Below are 18,337 nucleotides of genomic sequence, written 5' to 3' on the forward strand. Positions count from 1 at the left end.
GTCGAATGGAGCGATGCAGCGCGTCGATGAGGTGCGGGGGGCGCGGAGGCGGAGGAATTGYATCGCATACGATCGCCCCCCATGACGCCATCCACCCCGGCCGAGCCGGACTCCCGCCGCTACGGCCGCCCCGATTCCGGATGGCGGCTCAAGATGTACATCGTGATCTTCGAGGCCGACACCCGCGCCGGCCGGGCGTTCGACCTGGCGTTGATCGCGGTCATCCTGGCCAGCGTGGCGGTGGTGGTTCTCGACAGCATGGCCTCCGTGCATGGCCGCTTCGCGACGCTCTTCAACGTCCTCGAATGGCTCTTCACGATCGCCTTCACGATCGAGTACCTCTGCCGCCTGGCCTGCGTGCGGCGGCCGATTCGCTATGCGAGAAGCGTCCTGGGGATCATCGACCTGCTGGCGCTGCTGCCGACCTATCTCGCCATCGTCGTGCCGGGCCTGCATGCGCTGATCGACGTCCGGGTGCTGCGGCTGCTGCGCATGTTCCGGATCCTGAAGCTCACCGCCTACGTGGAAGAGTTCGGCGCCCTGGGGCAGGCGCTCGCCGCATCGCGCCGCAAGATCCTGGTCTTCATGAGTTTCGTCATGCTGGTGGTCGTGATCATGGGCACGCTGATGTATGTGGTCGAGGGGCCATCGCACGGCTACACGAGCATCCCGGTGGGCATCTACTGGGCGATCACGACCATGACCACGGTGGGCTTCGGCGACATCACGCCGCATACCGACCTCGGCCGCGTGATCGCGTCGGCCATGATGCTGCTGGGTTGGGGCACGCTGGCCGTACCGACCGGCATCGTGAGCGCGGAGTTCACCACGAGCCGCATGCGCAGGCCGACCACGCGCACCTGCCACGAATGCCTGAGCGAAGGCCATGCGCCCAGCGCGCGCTTCTGCAGCGACTGCGGCGCGAAGCTGCCGCGCTGGCATCACGATGCGGCGGATGCGGCCGAAGGCCGGTAGAACCGTTCAGGCAGGACGCGCCGCATCGGCCTTGCGCACTTTGTCGACTTCTTCCATGGGGAGCATTTTTATTCGTGTCTCGGCGTTCCATAAGGAATGCGTTTGCTCGATGTGCCCGAATGGGGGCGGCGATCCGCAAAACAAATCCCACTGGCCCGGCCTAGACTGGGTGCCGGCCAAAGAGCCATTCACGAAARTCGAAACGTTGAGCTCCTTCGAATCCGAAACCCATCTCGTCCGCGCCGGGCGCACCCGTCCACGATCCTTGCCAGAACGCTCGATCGAATGCAGCRCCATCTCTAAACTCGCGTTTTCGGTTCCCTTCGTCTTGCCTGGATTGATCATGAAGCTGCGTTTGAATCAACTGTTCCTGGGCCTGGTGGCCTGCCTGACCCTGTCGCCGCTCATGGCGCAAACCGACAACAAGCCCTTGCGCATCGTCGTGCCGTTCGCGCCGGGTGGCGCGCAGGACGTCATCGCCCGCTACCTCGGCGCCAAGCTCAACGGCAAACTGGGCACCACGGTCATCGTCGACAACAAGGCGGGCGCGGGCGGCATCGTGGCGGCCGATGCCGTGGCCAAGGCGACCGACGGCGCCACGGTGCTGATGGCCACCGGTGGCGCCATCACGGTGGCGCCGCAACTGCAGTCCAAGCTGCCCTACGACCCCCGGCGCGACCTGGTCCCGGTGGCGTTGATCGCAGACACGCCCATGACCGTGGCGGTGCGCTCCGACAGTGCCTACAAGACGCTGGCCGACGTGCTGCGCGACGCGAAGGCACGCCCCGGGCAAGTGAGCTACGCCTCGACGGGCAACGGCACGGTGTCGCATCTCACCGGCGCATTGCTGGGCCAGGCCGCCGGCGTCACGCTGCTCCACGTCCCCTACCGCGGCGCCTCCCCTGCGCTGACCGATCTGATGGGTGGGCAGGTTTCGATGATCGTCACCAGCGCCGCGTCGATCGACCCGATGGTTCAGAGCGGCAAGGCCCGCGTGCTCGGCACGTTCTCGAAAGCGCAGCTGCCCACGCTCGGCAATCCGCCGACCGTGGGCGAAGCCGGCAAGCTCCGCGGGATGGAGGTACCGATCTGGGTGGGCGTGATGGCGCCTGCCCGCATGCCGGCCGATCAGGTGAAAAAGCTGTCTGCCGCACTGCTCGAGGTGTGCCAGTTGCCCGAGACCCAACAGCACTTTGCGCAGCTGGGCGCCGTCAGCACCTGCGGCGGCAGCGCGGAACTCGACAAGGTCATCGCCGAGGACAGCCAGCGCTGGGCCGACGTCGTCAAGCTCGGCGGCATCAAGCTTGATTGAACAGGCGCAGCGCTACCGTGTGGGCATCGCGGGCGCCGGCGCGATCGCGCTCGCCAGCGCGGCCTGGCTGATCCGGGCCGGGCACGGCGCCATGCTGTGGTCGCCCGGCGGTGCCGGCACCGAGACCCTGCGCGCGAACCCGTTGCACACCGAAGGGCTGCTGCAGGGCGCGTTGGCCGTGCCGGTGGCGGACGACCCGGCCCGACTCTGCCGGGACAGCGACGTGCTGCTGGTCGCCGTACCGGCCAATGGCCATCGCCGCGTGATGGATGCGCTGCTGCCATGGCTGCGCGACGGCCAGGTGGTGATCGTCAGCTCGATGGCCTCGCTGTCGGCCCTCTACCTGCATGAATGCACCCTGCGTGCCGGCAAGCGGGTGACGGTGGCCAGCTTCAACACCACGGTGCTGACCGCGCGCCGCGCATCGGCCGGCCATGTGCGGATCATGATGCGGCGCAGCGCGGTGGGCGTATCGGCGCTGCCGCAGGCGCAGACGGGCGCGGCGGTGGCGTTGTGCACTGCGCTGTTCGGCGACGGCTTCTCGGGCCAGGCGAACGCGCTGGACAGCGCGCTCTCCAACGTCAACCCGGGCACCCACGTGCCGCTGGCGTTGTTCAACTGGACCCGCATCGAACGCGCCGAGTCCTGGCCGCAGTACCACTGCCTCACGCCCGGCGTGGCGCGGGTGATCGAGGCGCTGGACGCCGAGCGGCGCGCACTGGCCCATGCTTTCGGCATCGAGGTCGGCAGCGTCGAGGCGCATTTCGCGCGCTCGTTCGGCACCACCGCCACGCGGCTGCAGGACATCGCGGACGAGCTGCACGCCCAGCGCGGCGGCCCGCCCGGGCCGACCCGCCTGGACACGCGCTTCCTGACGGAAGACGTGCCGTACGGACTGGTGTTCCTGCAGGCGCTGGGCCGTCTGGCGGGCGTGCCGATGCCGGCGACCCGCACGATGGTCGACAGCGCTTCGCTGGTGGCCGGCCACGACCACGTGCAGGACAACGACCTGCTCGAACCGCTCGGCCTCGCGAGCGAAACGGTCGCGGGCCTTCAGGCCCGCCTGCGCTGAGCCGGCGCGCCGGTCAGGCGGCGAAAGCCCCGTAGGCGGCTTCGTCCATCAGCGCATCGAACCGGCCGGGCTCGATCGCGTCGAGCTTGAACACCCAGCCCGCGCCCATCGGGTCGGTGTTGAGCAGGTCGGGCTGGTCGACCAGCACGGCGTTGCATTCGACGATCTCGCCGGTCGTGGGCATGTGCAGGTCGGCGGCCGTCTTGGTCGACTCCACCACGCCGACCGCGGCGCCCTGCGTGTGGCGGCCCAGCGCCGGCAGTTCGACCAGCACGATGTCGCCCAGCGTTTCCTGCGCGTGGCGCGTGATGCCGACGGTCGCCGTTGCGTCGCCCGTTTCCTGCCGCACCCAGAGGTGCTCGGGGGTGTAGCGGATCATGCGCTCACCTCTGGAAAAATGGGCTCGCCCATGTTGAGCATGAGCCGGTTGGCCCAGGCGAAAAGTGCCACGGCATGGATCAGGTCGAGGACTTCCATGTCGGTCAGCCCGGCCTGCTGCAGCGCGCGGACGTGCGCGGCCGAGAGTGCATCGGGCTTCAGCGCGAGCTCGGCGGAGAACTTGACGATGGCCTGCTCGCGCGGCGTGGTGCCCGCCGAAAGAGGATCGTTGAACAACTGCGTGATCACGTCGCTGCGCTTGGCCAGCTGCTCGAAGCGCTGGGCATGCACCGACGCGCAGTAGACGCAGCCGTTGAGGCGCGATTCCACCGTGGCACCGAGCTCGCGTTCGGYGCGCGGCATGCCGCCGGGCGCGAACATGATGGCGTTGAAGGCAATCGAGCGCTGCAGCAGCATTTCGGGCTGGTGCGCCAGCAGCAGGAAGTAGGCGGACTGCTTGGCCTGCGGGCTCATTTCCTCGAGCGCGGCAATCTGCTCGGGGCTCGCGCTCGCCAGGTCGACCGTTTCCAGCCAGGCCTTCCAGCCCAGCACCTCGTTGGTGAAGCCGTTGATGCGGATCGGCGCGCTCATTTTCTAACCTCCGTGCTTCGCACTGCGGTGCGAGCTTGCTTGGGGCGGCCCGGCGCGGCGCTCATTCCACAGCCTCCGCTTGCGCCATCGCCTGCAGCCCGACGGCCACGCGAATCTGGTACGACAGGAACGCGATCAGCTGGCCCAGCGCGACGATGGCGGGCGTGCTGAGGCCCACGCCCAGGAGCGCATCGATCGCTGCGCGGTCGCCCTCGATCGGGCGGTCGATCAGCTTGGCCGTGAACCCCAGGATCGTCTGCAGGCGCGCATCGGCCGGCACCGCCGCATCGCCGCTGGCGACAGCAGCGACCAGGCCGGCGTCCGCACCTTCGGCCAGCAGGCGGCCGCGGTAGTGCGCGGCCAAGGTGTCGGCCTTCGACAGCCGGCACGCATGCAAGGCCACCAGCAGCCGTTCGGTGACGGAGATGCCCTTCACCGCCGGTGAAAACATGCTCTCGTAGCTGCCCTGGGTGGACGCGACGATCTTCGGTCGCTGTCGCCGCAGTGCGTAAAGGGGGTGATCCGTGGCCAATGGAACGGCCTGGTCGATCACGTCGACCGTCGATTCAGTGGATGTCATGTCGTGGGTGGATGGGCTGTGGTCTGGGAAAGGAAACGGCGCGCGGCGCTCAGCCGGTCACGGTCTGCAGCGGCTCGCGGGCGGGTGCGCCGGGCGGTGGCGCCGGCACCCATTCGTCGCCGAGCAGCTCGGGCTCGTCGTAGGCCTCGAGGTTGGCGAAGTGCTGCGCGAAGTCTTCGCGGTAGAACAGGCTGGCGAGGCCGCCGGCAAGGCGCCTGGCACCGTCGCTGATGTTGGGGATGTCGCCCGACACGGTGCCATGCGACAACGCGGCCGGGTAGCAGAAGCAATGGATGCGGTCGAGGCCCGGGCAGGCGCCCGCGGATTTCTCCTGCAGTTCGAAGGCCGGCCCCAGATCGGGCGAGTCGGCCAGCTCTTCGTCTTCGTTTCCGGGCGCGGGCTCGAAGCGGTCCTTCCAGGCCCGGATGTGCGGCGCGATGGCCGCGAACTCGGGCCGGCCGAACCAGTCGATCCGGAAACCGGTGGCGACGATCAGGAAGTCGACCTCGAACTCACCCCTGGGCGTCGAGATGGCCAGTGCATCTCCGGTCATCTCGACGCCACGGATCGGGCAGCCGAAGTTGAAGCGCACGTTGGGGTGGCGCGAGACGCGCTGGGTGCTGCCGCGCGGCGGTGGCACGTTCGCGACGTTGATGTAGTGGCGCAGGCGCCACTTGAGTTCGTCGGGCAGGTCGTAGTGGCCCTGCGTGAGGCCCGGCACGCCGGCGCCCTTGCCCTTGTTGACGCGCGGCAGGTCGTCGCGCCGGATCAGCAGATCGACGCTGCGCGCACCGGCCTCCAGTGCCGTGGCCGCACTGTCCATCGACGACGAGCCGGCACCGATCACGCCGACGCGCAGGCCGGCGAGGCTGTCGTAGTCCATCTCGTCGGAAGAGTGGGCCCAGCGGGCGCGCGGCAGCCCGCGCACGAAGGCGGGAACCGTCGGGCCGCCCAGGCCGTCGCGGCCCGTGGCCAGCACGACGCGGCGCGCCAGCACCTTGCTGGCGCCGGCGCGCGTCTGCAGGTCGAGGCCCACCATCGCGTCGGCGCGCGGGTGGATGGCCACCACTTGCGTGTCGTTGCGCACATCCACCGCCATCACGCGCCGGTACCAGCGCAGATAGTCCATCCATTGCAGGCGGGGGATCTTGTCCATGGCCGTCCATGCGTCCGGCCCGAACTGCGCTTCGAACCATGCGCGGAACGTGAGCGCCGGCAGCCCCATCGCCGGTCCGGTGAGCTCCTTGGGCGAGCGCAGCGTCTCCATGCGCGCTGTGGTCGCCCAGGGGCCTTCGAAGCCGGCGCCCGCACGGTCGAACACCACGGCACGGATGCCCAGCTGCGCGAAGCCCACGGCGGCGGCAAGGCCTGACTGTCCGCCGCCGATGATCGCCACGTCGAGCACCGCCTGGCCGTCATGCACGCGGGGCGGCATCCAGTCGCGTGCCGGCCAGCCCAGCCATTCGAGGTCTTTGGCAAGACGCCGCTCGAGCGCGGCCAGACCGCCGGGCGAAGAATCCAGCGGAGAACGAGACAAGGAGGAAGAAGTATCTGTTTTCATTTTTGGATGGCGGATTCAGTCCAGGCTGATGTTGGCGGTCCTGGCGACCTCTGCCCACTTCAGCCGGTTGGCATGCACGGTCTGCTTGAACTGGGCCGGCGATTCGATGCGCACGGTGTTGCCCTGGCTTTCGAATCTGGCGCGCAACTCGGGCTGCTCCATCACGGTCCGGATCGCCTTATTGAGCTTGTCGACGATGGCCGGGTCGGTTCCCCTCGGCGCAAACACGGCGAACCAGATGGCGCTGTCGAAGCCCTGCGTGCCCGGCAGTCCGCTCGATGCGATGGTCGGCACGTCCTTGATGGCCGGCACCGGCTTGACCGTGGTCACGCCGAGCAAGCGCACCTTGCCCGAAGCCAGTTGCGGCAGTGCCGTTTGCACCTGGTTCATGATGCAGCAGGTCTCGCCGCGCACCACCGACAGGATGGCTTCGGGCCCGCCCTTGTAGGGCACATGAACCATGTTGAGGCCCAGCCGCGAATTGAATTCGGCGAACGCCATGTGCGTGCCGGCGCCGTTGCCGGTCGATGCGTAGTCGTACTTGCCCGGGTTGGCCTTGATCAGCGCGACGAATTCCTTGAGCGTCTTCGACGGGACGACATCCGTATTCACCATCAGCACGTTCGAGACGTCCAGCACCGGGGACACCGGCACGAAGTCGTCTTCCACGTCGAACGCGAGCTTCTTGTAGATCGCCGCATTGCTGCCGTGCGTGGCGGCCGTGCCGAACACGAGGGTGTAGCCGTCCGGCTTGGCATGCACGACATGTTCACTGGCGAGGTTGCCCGCCGCGCCGGACTTGTAGTCGATGACGACCGGCTGCCCCAGCTGCTTGCCGAGCGGCTCCTGGATGGCGCGCGCCACCACGTCCACCCCGGACCCGGCCGGAAAGCCCATGACCATCGTGACCGGCCGGGTCGGCCACTCCTCGGCCGATGCCGGCGCGCAGAACGCGGTCAGCGACGCCGTKAATAGCAGGAGCAAGGCAACAAATGGATTCTTGCGGCGTAAGACGTTCATTCAGGTTCTCGCAAAGTGGACGGAATGCGTGGGTCACGCGCATCAACCATACCGCCATGACGTGCAGTCGCTGTGGAAGTGCGTTCAGTCTAAGCGTCACCGCTGCGCATGTTTTTCTCAAATTTGCACCAAAAATCCGATGGAGAGAAAAAAATTGCTCTTCAAGATGCTTTTGTGGAATTGGATACTCGCGGCTGCCGGATCTCGAGCGGCTGGGGGACTACGCCACCGGGCGAAGACGCTGGAGGCCAGGCACGCGCAGGCCGGGGCGCGAAGGCGAAGCAAACTCTCGGCTGGCAGGCAGCAGTGGAAACAACTCAGGTTGCGGACCGGTCGCCATTTGGCGGCTGCAACTTCGTGGCGATGCCGTAGAGCGCAAGCAGGCCCAGCACGTGCCCGATCGCGACGCCTGGTTCACCTGATTCGATCCGGGCGATCGTCTGGACGTGGACACCCAGTCGGGCGGCAGCTGCGGCCTGGCCGTCGCCGGCACTGGTGCGGGCCAGCCTGGCCGCCGCGCCCATGTCCTTGATCGCCTGGAGGGCGTCGCCACCGATGTCTGCCGAGATGCGCTTGCCTTGAGCCATCCGCGGATTGTCGCTGCACAATCGGCGCGTGCCTCGCATCCCTGACCCGCCACCCAAGCCCTATTGGCTCTACCTCCTGGAATGCGAGGGCGGCCTGTACTACGCGGGGATCGCGCTCGACGTGGAGCAGCGCTTCTTCCAGCATGTCTTCGGACTGGGCGCCAAATTCACACGCGCGCGGCCTCCAGTGCGGGTGCTCGCAGCCCGCGAATACGCTTGCAAGGGTGATGCATTGCGGGCGGAATTCAGGCTCAAGGCGCTGCCGCGCGCTGGGAAGCTTGGCTTCTTCGAGAGCGAAGCGTAGTCGGGGCTTTGTTCAGCCCGGCCTGTGCCGAATCAGCTAGCCTGGTGCACCTTGACGCCAGCGCCGCGCAGGGCCGTCATGGTCTTGGGTGGTGTGTGAGATGGCACCACGATCAAGGACGCCGCGCGGATCGGAGCGATCACGTAGGGCGACGCACTCAGCAGCTTCTCGCTAGAAGCCAGCACGACCGTCTCCGCCGAACGCTCATGCAGCGCACGCTTGACGTCGGCCTCTTCAGCATCGCCCGTGCTCAGCCCCGCCTCGGGGTGAATGCCGGTCACGCCCATGAAGAACAAGTCGGCGCGAAACCGCGATGCGGCCTCGATGACCGTGGCGCCCATGTTCACCATCGAGTGCCGAAAGAGTCGCCCACCCAGCACGATGATGTCGATGTGCCGATGAGCCGCCAGCTCTACCGCCACATTGGGACTGTGAGTGATGACGGTGCCGCGCAGGTCCGCCGGCAAGTGACGCGCCACTTGAATGGCGGTGGTCCCCCCGTCGAGGAACACCACCTGGCCGGACTTGATCAGTTTCGCCCCGTGGCGGCCAAGGGCCTGCTTTTCGATGGATGACACCTGCTCGCGCACGCGCAGGTCGCCGACGGCCACCGAGGCCGGCAAGGCGCCTCCGTGCACGCGTTGAAGCTTGCCTTGCATCGCCAACTCGCGCAGGTCCCGGCGGATGGTGTCTTCGGACGTCTCCAGTTCCTGGGCCAGGTCCTTGGCCACGATTTGCCCTTGCGCAGCAAGGCGTTTGAGGATGAGTTGTTTGCGCTGGGCAGTGAGCATGATTGAAGGCCGCAAGTGACTTGCGGCTTTGTAGCAGGGCATCGTATGATTGCACGAAACTGCACGATATCGCATGAAAGAGCACAATGATCCAATATTCCGAGTCGAGAAGCCGCCCCCTGCTGGTTCTCATCGCCGGGCCCTACATGTCCGGTACGGGTGGCGATCCCGAACGCATTGCCGTCAACCGCGCGCGACTTGAAAGTCAGGCGCTGCCCATTTTCCAGCGAGGCCATTTGCCGCTGGTGGGCGAGTGGATGGCGTTGCCCATCATTCATGCTGCAGGCGGCAAGGTGCATGGCGACGAGGTGTTTCAGCAGTACCAGTACCCGGTCGCGCACCGGCTCATCGAGCGTTGCGATGCGGTGCTGCGCATTCCGGGCGAATCGAAGGGGGCCGACATGGACGTGGCCAGGGCACGTGAACTGGGAATGCTCGTGTGCCACGACGTGCGCGAGTTGCCAGATCGTTCCCAGGCTGCCTGACATGCCGCGCCCACATCATCGCGAACGGCCACTGCCCGCCAACAGCCGTGTGCGCGTCGTCGACCAGAAGACTTTGGCCGACGATTGGTTCGTGCTCAAGAAAACGAGCTTCGAGTACCGACGCAACGACGGGCGCTGGCAGCTCATGCACCGCGAGAGCTACGACCGCGGCAACGGCGCAGCGCTGCTGCTGTTCAACCAGGAACGCGGTACCGTGGTGCTGACCCGCCAATTCCGCTTTCCCACCTTTGTGAATGGGTGTGAAGACGGCTTGCTGGTGGAAGCCTGCGCCGGCCTGCTTGACGACGACGATCCGCTCGCCGCCATCCGCCGAGAAGCGCAGGAGGAGACGGGCTATGCCGTGCGCGAGCCGCGCAAGATCTTCGAGGCCTACATGAGTCCTGGGTCCGTCACGGAGAAGCTGCACTTCTTCGTGGCGGAGTACGACGACAACGATCGCGTAGGGCAAGGGGGAGGAGAAATGGCCGAGGGCGAGGACATCGAAGTGTTGGAATTGCCGCTTGCGCAGGCCATGGAAATGATCTGCACCGGACAGATTCAGGATGGCAAGACCATCATGCTTCTGCAGCACGCCACGATGGTTGGATTGCGACGACTCTAGCGGCAGGCGATTGCGCCGGACGCCAGCATCGCGGGTCGAGGCGCCAGATTCTCAATGTTCCGCGCCCCGGATGCGAGGGCATCGGTCAGAATGCAGCCGTGGACACAACCGAGCTGCATAGCCACCTGCTGGCCATCTTGGCGGCGGACGCGGTCGGCTACTCGCGCCTCATGTCGCTCGACGATCGAGCCACCGTTGCTGCGCTGGACGCCGCGCGCGCCGTGTTCCGCGAACATATCGCCACGCATGGCGGGCGCGTGGTCGACACGGCCGGCGACTCCGTGCTGGCGGTGTTCAATACCGCCGCCGGTGCAGTCAGAGCGGCGCTCGCCGTGCAACAAGAATTGGCCGTTTCTGCGACGGATGTGCCCGAAGAGCGAAGGTTGCGCTTTCGCGTCGGCGTGCATCTGGGCGACGTGATCGAGAAGGCCGACGGCACGGTCTACGGTGATGGCGTGAACATCGCGGCGCGGCTGCAGGGTCTTGCCGAACCGGGCGGTGTCACGCTATCCGATTCGATTCGACATGCCGTCATCGGCAAGGTGGCGGTCAGTTTTGAAGACCTTGGGGAGCAAGCGGTCAAGAACATCGCTGATCCAGTGCGAGCCTACGGGGTACGCGTGCCGGGCGCCGCGCCAGCCCACCGCGCCATGCCATCGGTTCCCATAGCTTCTCCCGCCGGCGGAGCCATCGACCTCTCCCTGCCTGAGACGCCTTCGATCGCCGTCCTGCCATTCAACAACATGAGCGGCGACCCGGAGCAGGATTTCTTTGCGGACGGGCTGGTGGAAGACATCATCACCACGCTATCGAAGATCGCGGGCCTGCTCGTCATTGCTCGAAACTCCACCTTCTCCTACAAGGGCCGCGCGGTCGACGTGCGCCTGGTGGCACGCGAGCTCGGCGTGCGGTATGTACTGGAAGGCAGCGTGCGCAAGAGCGCCAACCGGATCCGAATCACCGCCCAACTGATCGATGCGGCAACGGGCGTGCATGTCTGGGCCGAACGATATGACCGTCAACTCGAGGACATCTTCGCCGTCCAGGATGAAATCACGCTGGTACTTGCGACCGAGATGCAGGTCAGGCTGACCGAAGGCGAGCAGGCGCGGCTACGCTTTGCGACGACCAGCAACGTCGAGGCCTGGAGCCTGTGGGCGCAGGGGTTGTCGCACTACCGCCGCGGGCTGAGCCGTGAGGGCCTGGGCCAAGCGCTCACATGCTGGCAGCGTGCCAACGCGTTGGATCCGAGCTCGGCGTCTCTGAATGCCATGCTCGGGTTTCTGCACTTTGTCGACGCCCGCTTCGGCTTCTGGGACGATCGTGCGACCGCACTGCGCAAGGGCGGCGCCTACGTCGACAAGGCGCTGTCGCTCGACCCCGAGAACGCCGATGCGCAAATGACGCGCAGCCTCCTGTTGCTGCTGCAGCGACGATTCGACGAGGCTGTCGCGGCAGCACGCCAGTCCATCGCACATGGTTCGGGATCGGCCGACAACGTGCAGTTTGCGTCGTTTGTGTTTGCCAACGCCGGCCTCGCACAGGAAGCTGTCGAACAGATGGAACGGGCGATGAAGTTGAGCCCCATCTGTCCGCCGACCTATCTGGGCAACCTCGGAAACGCCTATCGGCTGGCGGGTCGATTCGACGAGGCCATCGCCGCTTATGAGGCGTATCACCAACGCAGTCCGGGGCGCGGGGTGACGGACCTGGTGATCATCTACGTGCAACTGGGCCAGCCTGAGAGAGTGAAGTTCTGGGCGTCGCAACTTCTTGCCGCGCAGCCCAACTTCACTGTCGCTTCATGGATGGATACCCAGGTTCGAAAGGACGTGGCCGCGCTCGAGGCCGAGGCCGCAGCACTTCGTGCCGCAGGGCTTCCGGACTGAGACGCTCATCTCGCCCGAAAGCGGTGACACGGAGTTGCTTGCGTCCGAGTTGCTTCCCCGCTGCGCCCAGAAAATGCCGGCGGCGTTGTTTTGACGTCATGGCGTCGAGGGTGTGAGACGGCGCGGAAGAAGACCTGCGCTCGTGCTTCGCGGCCGACCGGCTGGCGGATGGGCGGGTGGCGCAGGCGACCCAAGCCTGGCGCGGCGTTATCCGCGCCGCTGCCCGTCCACGAACACCGCATGCCTCGAGCTCGAATGCTGGCCTCATTCCCGGAGGTTGGGCCGCTTGAATCGAGCAATCGGGATGTGAAGGGCCTGTTCACACTACTTCCGGGGATCGCGGAAGTAGTGTGGACAGGCCCTAGATCATTGCCCGCAATCGGCGCTGGGCGCGCTCGAGTCCGACGATCAAGCGATTCTCGATGCTTTCCGCCTCCGTGATTCGCTCGTCGAGCCACGCTGCATCCGTGCTTCCGACTTGGGACATCTTCTGCATCATGACGACGATGAGGGCGTTTTGATCCGTGATCAACCCATCCCAGAGATCAATATCCGCCTGGGCGCCTTGTATTTCCACGTAGCTGGCTGTCATCGCTGCCTCCTGCTCGCGTGTCTGCGTAGCGTAGCACTGCGCCCCTTCGGGGGGAGGATGGCAAAGACGAAGGCGTGCCTTCATCGTCGGAAAGTGCCCGAATCGGGTGCCGCGCACCACATGCCGAAGCTGTCATGCCCGATGAGCTTGATGCGCGTGGCGCGGTCGTGGTCGATTGCCGCGGCGAGACCGAGAACGCTTCGCCTGAAGAATGGCCTGCCGCGCTACAAATACAGTGTCACCACCTCGACCACCGAGCCCTTCGACATCACAGGTATCGCCAGCAAAGCCCAGGAGCCGATCGATGCTGCCGCAGCTGCCGGCGCTCCCGATTCATCGGCAGGCCAGTCATTGATCACGGGCGTCCCGCTGGTCCACGCCTTGACGATCGATCCCGTCGGCGGCGAGAGGGGCAGCGTGGCCTCGATCCGTGACGCCCCCCCGTGCAGTTCGCTGAACGCGAAGACTCGCCGTAGTTGGGCCCGGGGCTCGTCCAGCGTCCATTGCTCGATGCGTCGAGCCAGTGGCAGTTCAGCACCGGCGAGGAAGGTCACGACATGGCACTCTTCCTGCTGCGACGCGAACGGAATGGCCAGACCGCGCTGCAGACCGGCTGCTGCGGCCTGTCGAGTGCGCACGAAGCGCCCCGTCGAGGCCGGCAGATCCTCCAGAAAGACGGCATGGCGGCTCAGCCACGCCCGGCCCGGGAGACCCGCGCCACGCTGAAGATGGGTCTGACGCGTGATCGTCTCGAAGGTCTGGGCGTTCTGCCCGAAGGCACCGTCGACGAGGGTCATTTCGCCGCGACCGCCGGCGTCGTCGCGCCAAAGCTCGAGCGCGCCACTGCCCTTGGCCTCATGACCACAGAACATCACGAGCACCGAAATGAGGCGGTCGTGCTCAAAGCTCGGCAGCGCGATGGCGCAGGTGAGACCGGCGGCCTTTGCCGCGGCGTTGCGACGAAAGAACGAACCTTCGAACTGCGGCAGCAGGATGGGCCGGCGCTCCTCCCAGGCCCGCCCGGGCAGTCCCTCACCGCGACCAAAGCACATCTCCCGGCTGATGGCCGCGAATCGCCTGGCAGTCCCGAACGCCCCGCCGCCGAACTCGAGCAGCGAGCCGTCGTGGCTGGGCACCCAAAGTTCGGCTGCCTTGATAAAAGTGGGGGTCATGATGCCTCCCGGTGTGTGGACTATTTAAAGCAAGTTGCAGGCCATATGAACCACCTCCTGCGTCATTGCGACCGCACAGGCAAGGTGCGTGCGAGACGGTCGCTGGATTGCGCCCACTCTTGCCTTCGTACATCATTGCGTCCGCAGTTCGAGTCGCTTTGACGAAGGATGCGCCGGGTGCCACGAGACACACGCCCAGGCTGGCGCCCATTGAGGTCATGCCAGGTGTACTGCACCGAATCGCTACTATCGGCCGTCATGGAACAGTCCACGCACGCTCACCCGACACTCGGCGAGAAGGCGCCTGGTTTCCGGCTTGCCGCAGCGGGCGGCGGCGAGGTCGCCCTATCCGACTACCTGGGCCGCAAGAATCTGCTGCTGTGGTTTTCCAAGGGCCTGTACTGCCCCTTCTGCCGTCGCAATATGGCGCGCCTGAGCCAGGTCTACACAGAGTTTGTGGCGTTGGACGCCGAGATCCTGCAGATCACCCACAACACGCAGAAAGAAGCCAACGTCTATTTCCGAAACTACCACCTGGCCACTCCTTACCTCTGCGATGCGGACTGGCGCGTGCATTTGGCCTACGGGGTTGCGCTGGAACGACAGAGCTTGGGCGCGGTGGCCGAAAATTGGGTGAGCTCCTCCGCGATGGTGGCTCAAGACCTGCTGTTGCACGGCGAAAAATCGCCGCCGCCGATCCCCGCTTTGCGCCTGGGCCGCTTCCAGTCGCCACAGTTGGTGGTAGCAGTCGATCGCGCCGGTGTGGTTCGCTACGTGTGGAGCGGCGGGCCCTTCGATACATTGCCCACCGTCGCCGAACTTTTGTCGGTGCTCCAGTCGATGCGCTCAGAGTTCCCGATCGCCGGTCGGGCCCCTTGAAGACGGGTCTGGACTCGCATCGATGCAGAGATTTCCTGGGCACCTGGATGACCGGAAACCGCCTGACAGCATGAGTTCGCCGAGCGGCAGGAAAAGACCGGAACCGCGCGCGGTACCGATACCGCTGGGCCCCACGTGGTCGTTCCCAGGTGCCCGGAACGGGTCGAGAATGACGGCGTGTTTTCACTGTCCATCGTCCAAGATGCAACGCGGCGTGCCCTGGCAGACGGTGCACTGCAGCCGATCGAGACTCAAGCCATCCTCCTCGACAGCGATGGCGTCCGGTTCGTCTTGCACACGGTTTCGAGCCTCGCGCGCAAGGACAAGGCGCGCCATGTCGCGGCAACCGGGGATCCGCTCGGCGACTACGACCGTTCTCTGTTCGTCGGCGAGCTCGGGCCTTCGCACTACGTTCTGCTGAACAAGTTCCAACTGCTCGCCGGCCATGTGCTGCTCGTCACCCGCAGCTTCGAACGCCAGGAGCGCCTTCTTACCGTCGAGGATTTCGCGGCGCTCATCACTTGCCTGAGTGAAGTCGATGGGCTCGGCTTCTACAACGGGGGCGTCGAAGCCGGGGCCAGCCAACGGCACAAGCACCTGCAGCTTGTGCCGCTCCCGCTCACGCGCGAAAGCCCGGACGAAGTACCGATGGAGCGAGCGCTCGGCAGCGGCGCGCGGCTGCCGTTCAGGCATGCGTTCGCACATCTGGCGCCGCAGGCGACGGCTCCCGAGTTGCATGCCCTCTATCGCGAGTTGCTTCATCGGTGCGGCATTTCCGCCGTTGCCACCGAAGAGGGCGAAGTTCAGTCGGCACCTTACAACCTGCTGATTCGCCGAGGCTGGATGTTCGTCGTGCCGCGTTCGCGCGCCTGCTTCGAATCGATCTCCGTGAACGGGCTCGGCTTCGCTGGCTCATTGTTCTTGCGTTCGCGAGAGGAACTGGACCGCGTCCATGCAATTGGGCCGATGCAGGTGCTGCGCGCGGTTGCGGTGCCGCAGGACGTGCCTCATGACGCATGACCGAACATTCGAGACCGAAGGACCGCGAAGGGTCGCGCTCCGTCTTTATGGCGGCAAGGTTGACCCAGGATGTCTCACAGCAGTACCTTCACCAGCCGGTCGAGCAGTTCCTGCGCCGAGAACATCGTGAGCGTGAGCGGCAGCACGGGCAGCAGGGTCGTGGCGGCCAGATGCAGCACGGTCTTCAGGGTGAACGGCGCCCAGCGCATGTCCTCGACGATGGCGAAGCTGTTGCCCATGTCGGCCAGCGACTGGACATCCTCGCTGCCGAGCAGCTCTTCGCCGGGCCGGGCGCCGCTGCGCAACCACTTGTGGTCGAACTCGCGCGCATAGCGTTGCGCCAGCGTGCCGTACTCGCGGCGGCCCCTGTGCTCCGCGGCTTCCAGCTGGGGGCTGAACAAGCACAGGGGCCCCAGGATCACGCACACCATCAGGACCACCACCCCGGCGATCTCGATCTCGAACTCGAGCAGCTTGGCACCGCCGAAGAAGATGCGGTCGGCGATCACACCGGCGAGCAGGACGCCCTGCGCGAAGAGGAAGGGCGCGAAGGCGACGCGCACCAGCGCAAGAAAGCCCAGTCCACCGCAGCGGTCGGGGTGCGTCGGGATCAGGCGCAGCTCGATGCGCGAGACCTGCCACAGGAAGCGCGCCCAGATGAACAGCCGCAGATACCAGCGCAGGAGCAGGAACTGGAACAGCGGCAGACTCACGCAGGCCAGCCACCAGCCGGCCAGCGTCAGCTTCAGCTGGCCCTCCACGACGACGCCATACCAGCTCGAGACGTCGAGCGTCAGTCGCGTGCGCCAGACGACGAAAGCGCCGATGGCATACACCAGGACCACGAGAAGCAGCTCGGCCCAGAACGAGTTCCGAAGGCGCAGCGCCGACGCGATGGCCAGGCCGAACCGGGTCCGCGACGCGTCCGGAATCAGGCCGTCCTCCACGAACTGCCTCACCACCAGGCGCATGCGCCGGTGAACGACCAGCTCGGCCAGGATCAGCAGCGGCAGCGCGACCAGCAGCCGCGCATTCAGCTCGAGATCCTTGAGAAACACCAGGTCGACGCTCCGGCCCCAGGCGCGGCCTTCGGCGATGGAGAGCAGGAACAGCGGAACCCAGGCGAGCAGGACCGCCGCGATCGCCCGGCGGTGCGACAGCTTCCCCTCATGGTCGGACAGGCGCGCGCGTCGCCAAAGCTGAAACAGGGGGCCGCCGAACACCAGCGAGAAGTCGGCAGATTCCAGCTTGCGCAGCGCGTCGACGTTCGGTGTGGCACGGGACATGGCTCGAAAACCTCCGCGGTCCAACGCCACGCGATGCGCGGTGCTCAGGACTCTCCCGCAGCCTAGCGACATCCCGCGGGATCCCGATTGATCTCGCTCAGTCGGAATGCACGCGGTCGGCCCCGAGGAGAGCCATCGCGCGTCTTGCGCAGGCATGATGGACGGGTGGGCAGTCGGCCGAACTCTTGGCCGAGCCCCTGCGGAGATGGCGATGACGACCGAGAAAGCCCCCTTCCCACCCCCCCTGGACGCGCCCGCGAAGCGGGCGGCACCGACCGGTTGCACCTCATGAAAGGCCCTTGGACACTCCACCTCGAGCGTCATCGCAACACCCGCATCGGCTGGCTTCGCGCCGCCGTGCTCGGTGCCAACGACGGCATCGTTTCCACGGCAAGCCTGATCGTCGGCGTGGCCGCGGCCCAGGCGGACCACGCCAGCATCCTGATCACCGGCGTTGCCGGGCTGGTGGCCGGGGCGATGTCCATGGCCGCCGGCGAGTACGTCTCGGTCCATTCGCAGGCCGACACCGAGCGCGCGGACCTGTCGCGCGAGCGCGCCGAGCTCAAGGAAGACCCTGCCGCCGAACGCCGCGAGCTGACGGCCATCTACGTCAGACGGGGCCTTTCGTACGCACTGGCACGGCAGGTGGCCGAGCAGCTGATGGCGCACGATGCCCTCGGCGCGCATGCGCGCGACGAGTTGGGCATCTCCGACACGACGAGCGCACGGCCGGTGCAGGCGGCCTTGGCTTCCGCCGCCAGCTTCACGGTCGGTGCCGCGCTCCCGCTGGCGGTTGCGGCGGCGGCCACCGGTGCCTCCGTGATCCCCTGGGTCGCCGGCATGTCGATCGCATTCCTCGGACTGCTCGGTGGCGTCGCTGCGCGGGCGGGCGGCGCGAACGTGCCGATCGGCGCCTGGCGCGTCACCTTCTGGGGCGCGCTGGCGATGGGCTTGACCGCATCGGTGGGTTCGATCTTCGGCGCGACGGTCTAGGGCCTGTTCACACTATTCCCGGGGTCGCGAAGGCCTGCCAGGACGGGCCAATCAAGGCGCGCGACGCGGCATGTGCGTTGGCACATGCAAGGCGTGCAACGCCGAGTGGCTCGTCCTGGCAGGCCTTCCCTGCGGGTTGCCGGGCCAAGGGGCCGTCTGCGGCGTTGCCCCCGCTTGCAAGGCGAAMGCCTTGCTGCGCGCGGGCGCCTTGCATCCAGCCCCTTGGCC

Annotated in this window: 21 protein-coding genes; 10 read left to right on the top strand and 11 right to left on the bottom strand. The window is 66.5% G+C overall.

All coding sequences use genetic code 11. The features are described from left to right. The first annotated feature begins 81 nt into the window (after positions 1 to 81). Positions 82 to 975, top strand: coding sequence for an ion transporter (locus AC1D2E_RS24955; RefSeq protein WP_478199889.1), 894 nt, complete (start codon positions 82 to 84; stop codon positions 973 to 975). Between the two features lie 6 nt (positions 976 to 981). Here AC1D2E_RS24955 and AC1D2E_RS24960 read toward each other — a convergent pair whose 3' ends face one another. Further along, the gene (locus AC1D2E_RS24960) at positions 982 to 1,320 is read right to left on the bottom strand and encodes a hypothetical protein (protein ID WP_478199890.1); all 339 of its coding nucleotides are present in this window, start codon (positions 1,318 to 1,320) and stop codon (positions 982 to 984) included. Here AC1D2E_RS24960 and AC1D2E_RS24965 point away from each other — a divergent pair. Both AC1D2E_RS24965 and AC1D2E_RS24970 read left to right on the top strand, forming a co-directional pair. Further along, positions 1,319 to 2,287 (top strand): Bug family tripartite tricarboxylate transporter substrate binding protein, encoded by a 969-nt coding sequence (locus AC1D2E_RS24965; protein WP_478199891.1) that lies wholly within the window; start codon positions 1,319 to 1,321, stop codon positions 2,285 to 2,287. The genes AC1D2E_RS24960 and AC1D2E_RS24965 overlap by 2 nt on opposite strands. After that, a complete protein-coding gene (locus AC1D2E_RS24970) occupies positions 2,280 to 3,359 on the top strand; it encodes an NAD/NADP octopine/nopaline dehydrogenase family protein (RefSeq protein WP_478199892.1) in 1,080 nt (359 codons plus the stop codon). The genes AC1D2E_RS24965 and AC1D2E_RS24970 overlap by 8 nt, the downstream gene beginning before the upstream one ends. A gap of 13 nt (positions 3,360 to 3,372) precedes the next feature. On the opposite strand, the gene AC1D2E_RS24975 is transcribed toward AC1D2E_RS24970, so the two are convergent. From AC1D2E_RS24975 to AC1D2E_RS25000, 6 genes are all read right to left on the bottom strand, one after another. Then, a complete protein-coding gene (locus tag AC1D2E_RS24975) occupies positions 3,373 to 3,738 on the bottom strand; it encodes a glycine cleavage system protein H (RefSeq protein ID WP_478199893.1) in 366 nt (121 codons plus the stop codon). Continuing rightward, positions 3,735 to 4,328, bottom strand: a complete 594-nt coding sequence (locus AC1D2E_RS24980) for a peroxidase-related enzyme (protein ID WP_478199894.1) — start codon at positions 4,326 to 4,328, stop codon at positions 3,735 to 3,737. Before AC1D2E_RS24980 ends, AC1D2E_RS24975 begins: the two co-directional genes overlap by 4 nt. 61 nt (positions 4,329 to 4,389) lie before the next feature. Beyond that, entirely contained in the window at positions 4,390 to 4,908 is a 519-nt protein-coding gene (locus AC1D2E_RS24985; protein ID WP_478199895.1) for a CMD domain-containing protein, read from the bottom strand. Between the two features lie 49 nt (positions 4,909 to 4,957). Further along, positions 4,958 to 6,445, bottom strand: a complete 1,488-nt coding sequence (locus tag AC1D2E_RS24990; protein WP_478199896.1) for an NAD(P)-binding domain-containing protein — start codon at positions 6,443 to 6,445, stop codon at positions 4,958 to 4,960. Between the two features lie 39 nt (positions 6,446 to 6,484). Further along, positions 6,485 to 7,489 (bottom strand): Bug family tripartite tricarboxylate transporter substrate binding protein, encoded by a 1,005-nt coding sequence (locus AC1D2E_RS24995; protein WP_478199897.1) that lies wholly within the window; start codon positions 7,487 to 7,489, stop codon positions 6,485 to 6,487. A 317-nt stretch (positions 7,490 to 7,806) separates the two neighbouring features. After that, on the bottom strand, positions 7,807 to 8,076 hold the full coding sequence (locus AC1D2E_RS25000; protein ID WP_478199898.1) for a helix-turn-helix domain-containing protein: 270 nt from the start codon (positions 8,074 to 8,076) through the stop codon (positions 7,807 to 7,809). 28 nt (positions 8,077 to 8,104) lie between these two features. Here AC1D2E_RS25000 and AC1D2E_RS25005 point away from each other — a divergent pair, with 28 nt between their 5' ends. After that, complete coding sequence (locus AC1D2E_RS25005) at positions 8,105 to 8,380, top strand: GIY-YIG nuclease family protein (protein ID WP_478199899.1); 276 nt, start codon at positions 8,105 to 8,107, stop codon at positions 8,378 to 8,380. 32 nt (positions 8,381 to 8,412) lie between these two features. Here AC1D2E_RS25005 and AC1D2E_RS25010 read toward each other — a convergent pair whose 3' ends face one another. Beyond that, positions 8,413 to 9,171 carry a DeoR/GlpR family DNA-binding transcription regulator gene (locus AC1D2E_RS25010; RefSeq protein WP_478199900.1) on the bottom strand — a complete coding sequence of 253 codons (759 nt, stop codon included), beginning with the start codon at positions 9,169 to 9,171 and terminating at the stop codon, positions 8,413 to 8,415. 86 nt (positions 9,172 to 9,257) lie between these two features. On the opposite strand from AC1D2E_RS25010, the gene AC1D2E_RS25015 reads away from it, so the two are divergent. The 3 genes from AC1D2E_RS25015 (at position 9,258) to AC1D2E_RS25025 (ending at position 12,167) form a co-directional block, all read left to right on the top strand. Further along, a complete protein-coding gene (locus AC1D2E_RS25015) occupies positions 9,258 to 9,656 on the top strand; it encodes a DUF4406 domain-containing protein (RefSeq protein ID WP_478199901.1) in 399 nt (132 codons plus the stop codon). A gap of 1 nt (position 9,657) precedes the next feature. Then, positions 9,658 to 10,278, top strand: coding sequence for a GDP-mannose pyrophosphatase NudK (gene nudK / locus AC1D2E_RS25020; protein WP_478199902.1), 621 nt, complete (start codon positions 9,658 to 9,660; stop codon positions 10,276 to 10,278). Between the two features lie 98 nt (positions 10,279 to 10,376). After that, positions 10,377 to 12,167: an adenylate/guanylate cyclase domain-containing protein gene (locus AC1D2E_RS25025; RefSeq protein WP_478199903.1), complete on the top strand. Its 1,791-nt coding sequence runs from the start codon at positions 10,377 to 10,379 to the stop codon at positions 12,165 to 12,167. A 361-nt stretch (positions 12,168 to 12,528) separates the two neighbouring features. On the opposite strand, the gene AC1D2E_RS25030 is transcribed toward AC1D2E_RS25025, so the two are convergent. After that, the gene (locus tag AC1D2E_RS25030) at positions 12,529 to 12,759 is read right to left on the bottom strand and encodes a hypothetical protein (RefSeq protein ID WP_478173555.1); all 231 of its coding nucleotides are present in this window, start codon (positions 12,757 to 12,759) and stop codon (positions 12,529 to 12,531) included. Between the two features lie 224 nt (positions 12,760 to 12,983). Next, the gene (locus tag AC1D2E_RS25035; RefSeq protein ID WP_478199904.1) at positions 12,984 to 13,931 is read right to left on the bottom strand and encodes a GAF domain-containing protein; all 948 of its coding nucleotides are present in this window, start codon (positions 13,929 to 13,931) and stop codon (positions 12,984 to 12,986) included. A gap of 258 nt (positions 13,932 to 14,189) precedes the next feature. Here AC1D2E_RS25035 and AC1D2E_RS25040 point away from each other — a divergent pair, with 258 nt between their 5' ends. After that, complete coding sequence (locus AC1D2E_RS25040; RefSeq protein ID WP_478173553.1) at positions 14,190 to 14,810, top strand: peroxiredoxin family protein; 621 nt, start codon at positions 14,190 to 14,192, stop codon at positions 14,808 to 14,810. Positions 14,811 to 14,987: 177 nt separating this feature from the next. Further along, positions 14,988 to 15,830, top strand: coding sequence for an ATP adenylyltransferase family protein (locus AC1D2E_RS25045; protein WP_478199905.1), 843 nt, complete (start codon positions 14,988 to 14,990; stop codon positions 15,828 to 15,830). A gap of 74 nt (positions 15,831 to 15,904) precedes the next feature. On the opposite strand, the gene AC1D2E_RS25050 is transcribed toward AC1D2E_RS25045, so the two are convergent. Continuing rightward, entirely contained in the window at positions 15,905 to 17,116 is a 1,212-nt protein-coding gene (locus tag AC1D2E_RS25050; RefSeq protein WP_478199906.1) for a hypothetical protein, read from the bottom strand. 288 nt (positions 17,117 to 17,404) lie between these two features. Here AC1D2E_RS25050 and AC1D2E_RS25055 point away from each other — a divergent pair, with 288 nt between their 5' ends. Next, positions 17,405 to 18,109: a VIT1/CCC1 transporter family protein gene (locus tag AC1D2E_RS25055; RefSeq protein WP_478199907.1), complete on the top strand. Its 705-nt coding sequence runs from the start codon at positions 17,405 to 17,407 to the stop codon at positions 18,107 to 18,109. The last annotated feature ends 228 nt before the right edge of the window (positions 18,110 to 18,337 follow it).

This window comes from Variovorax sp. P1_H2 (genome assembly GCF_056405295.1).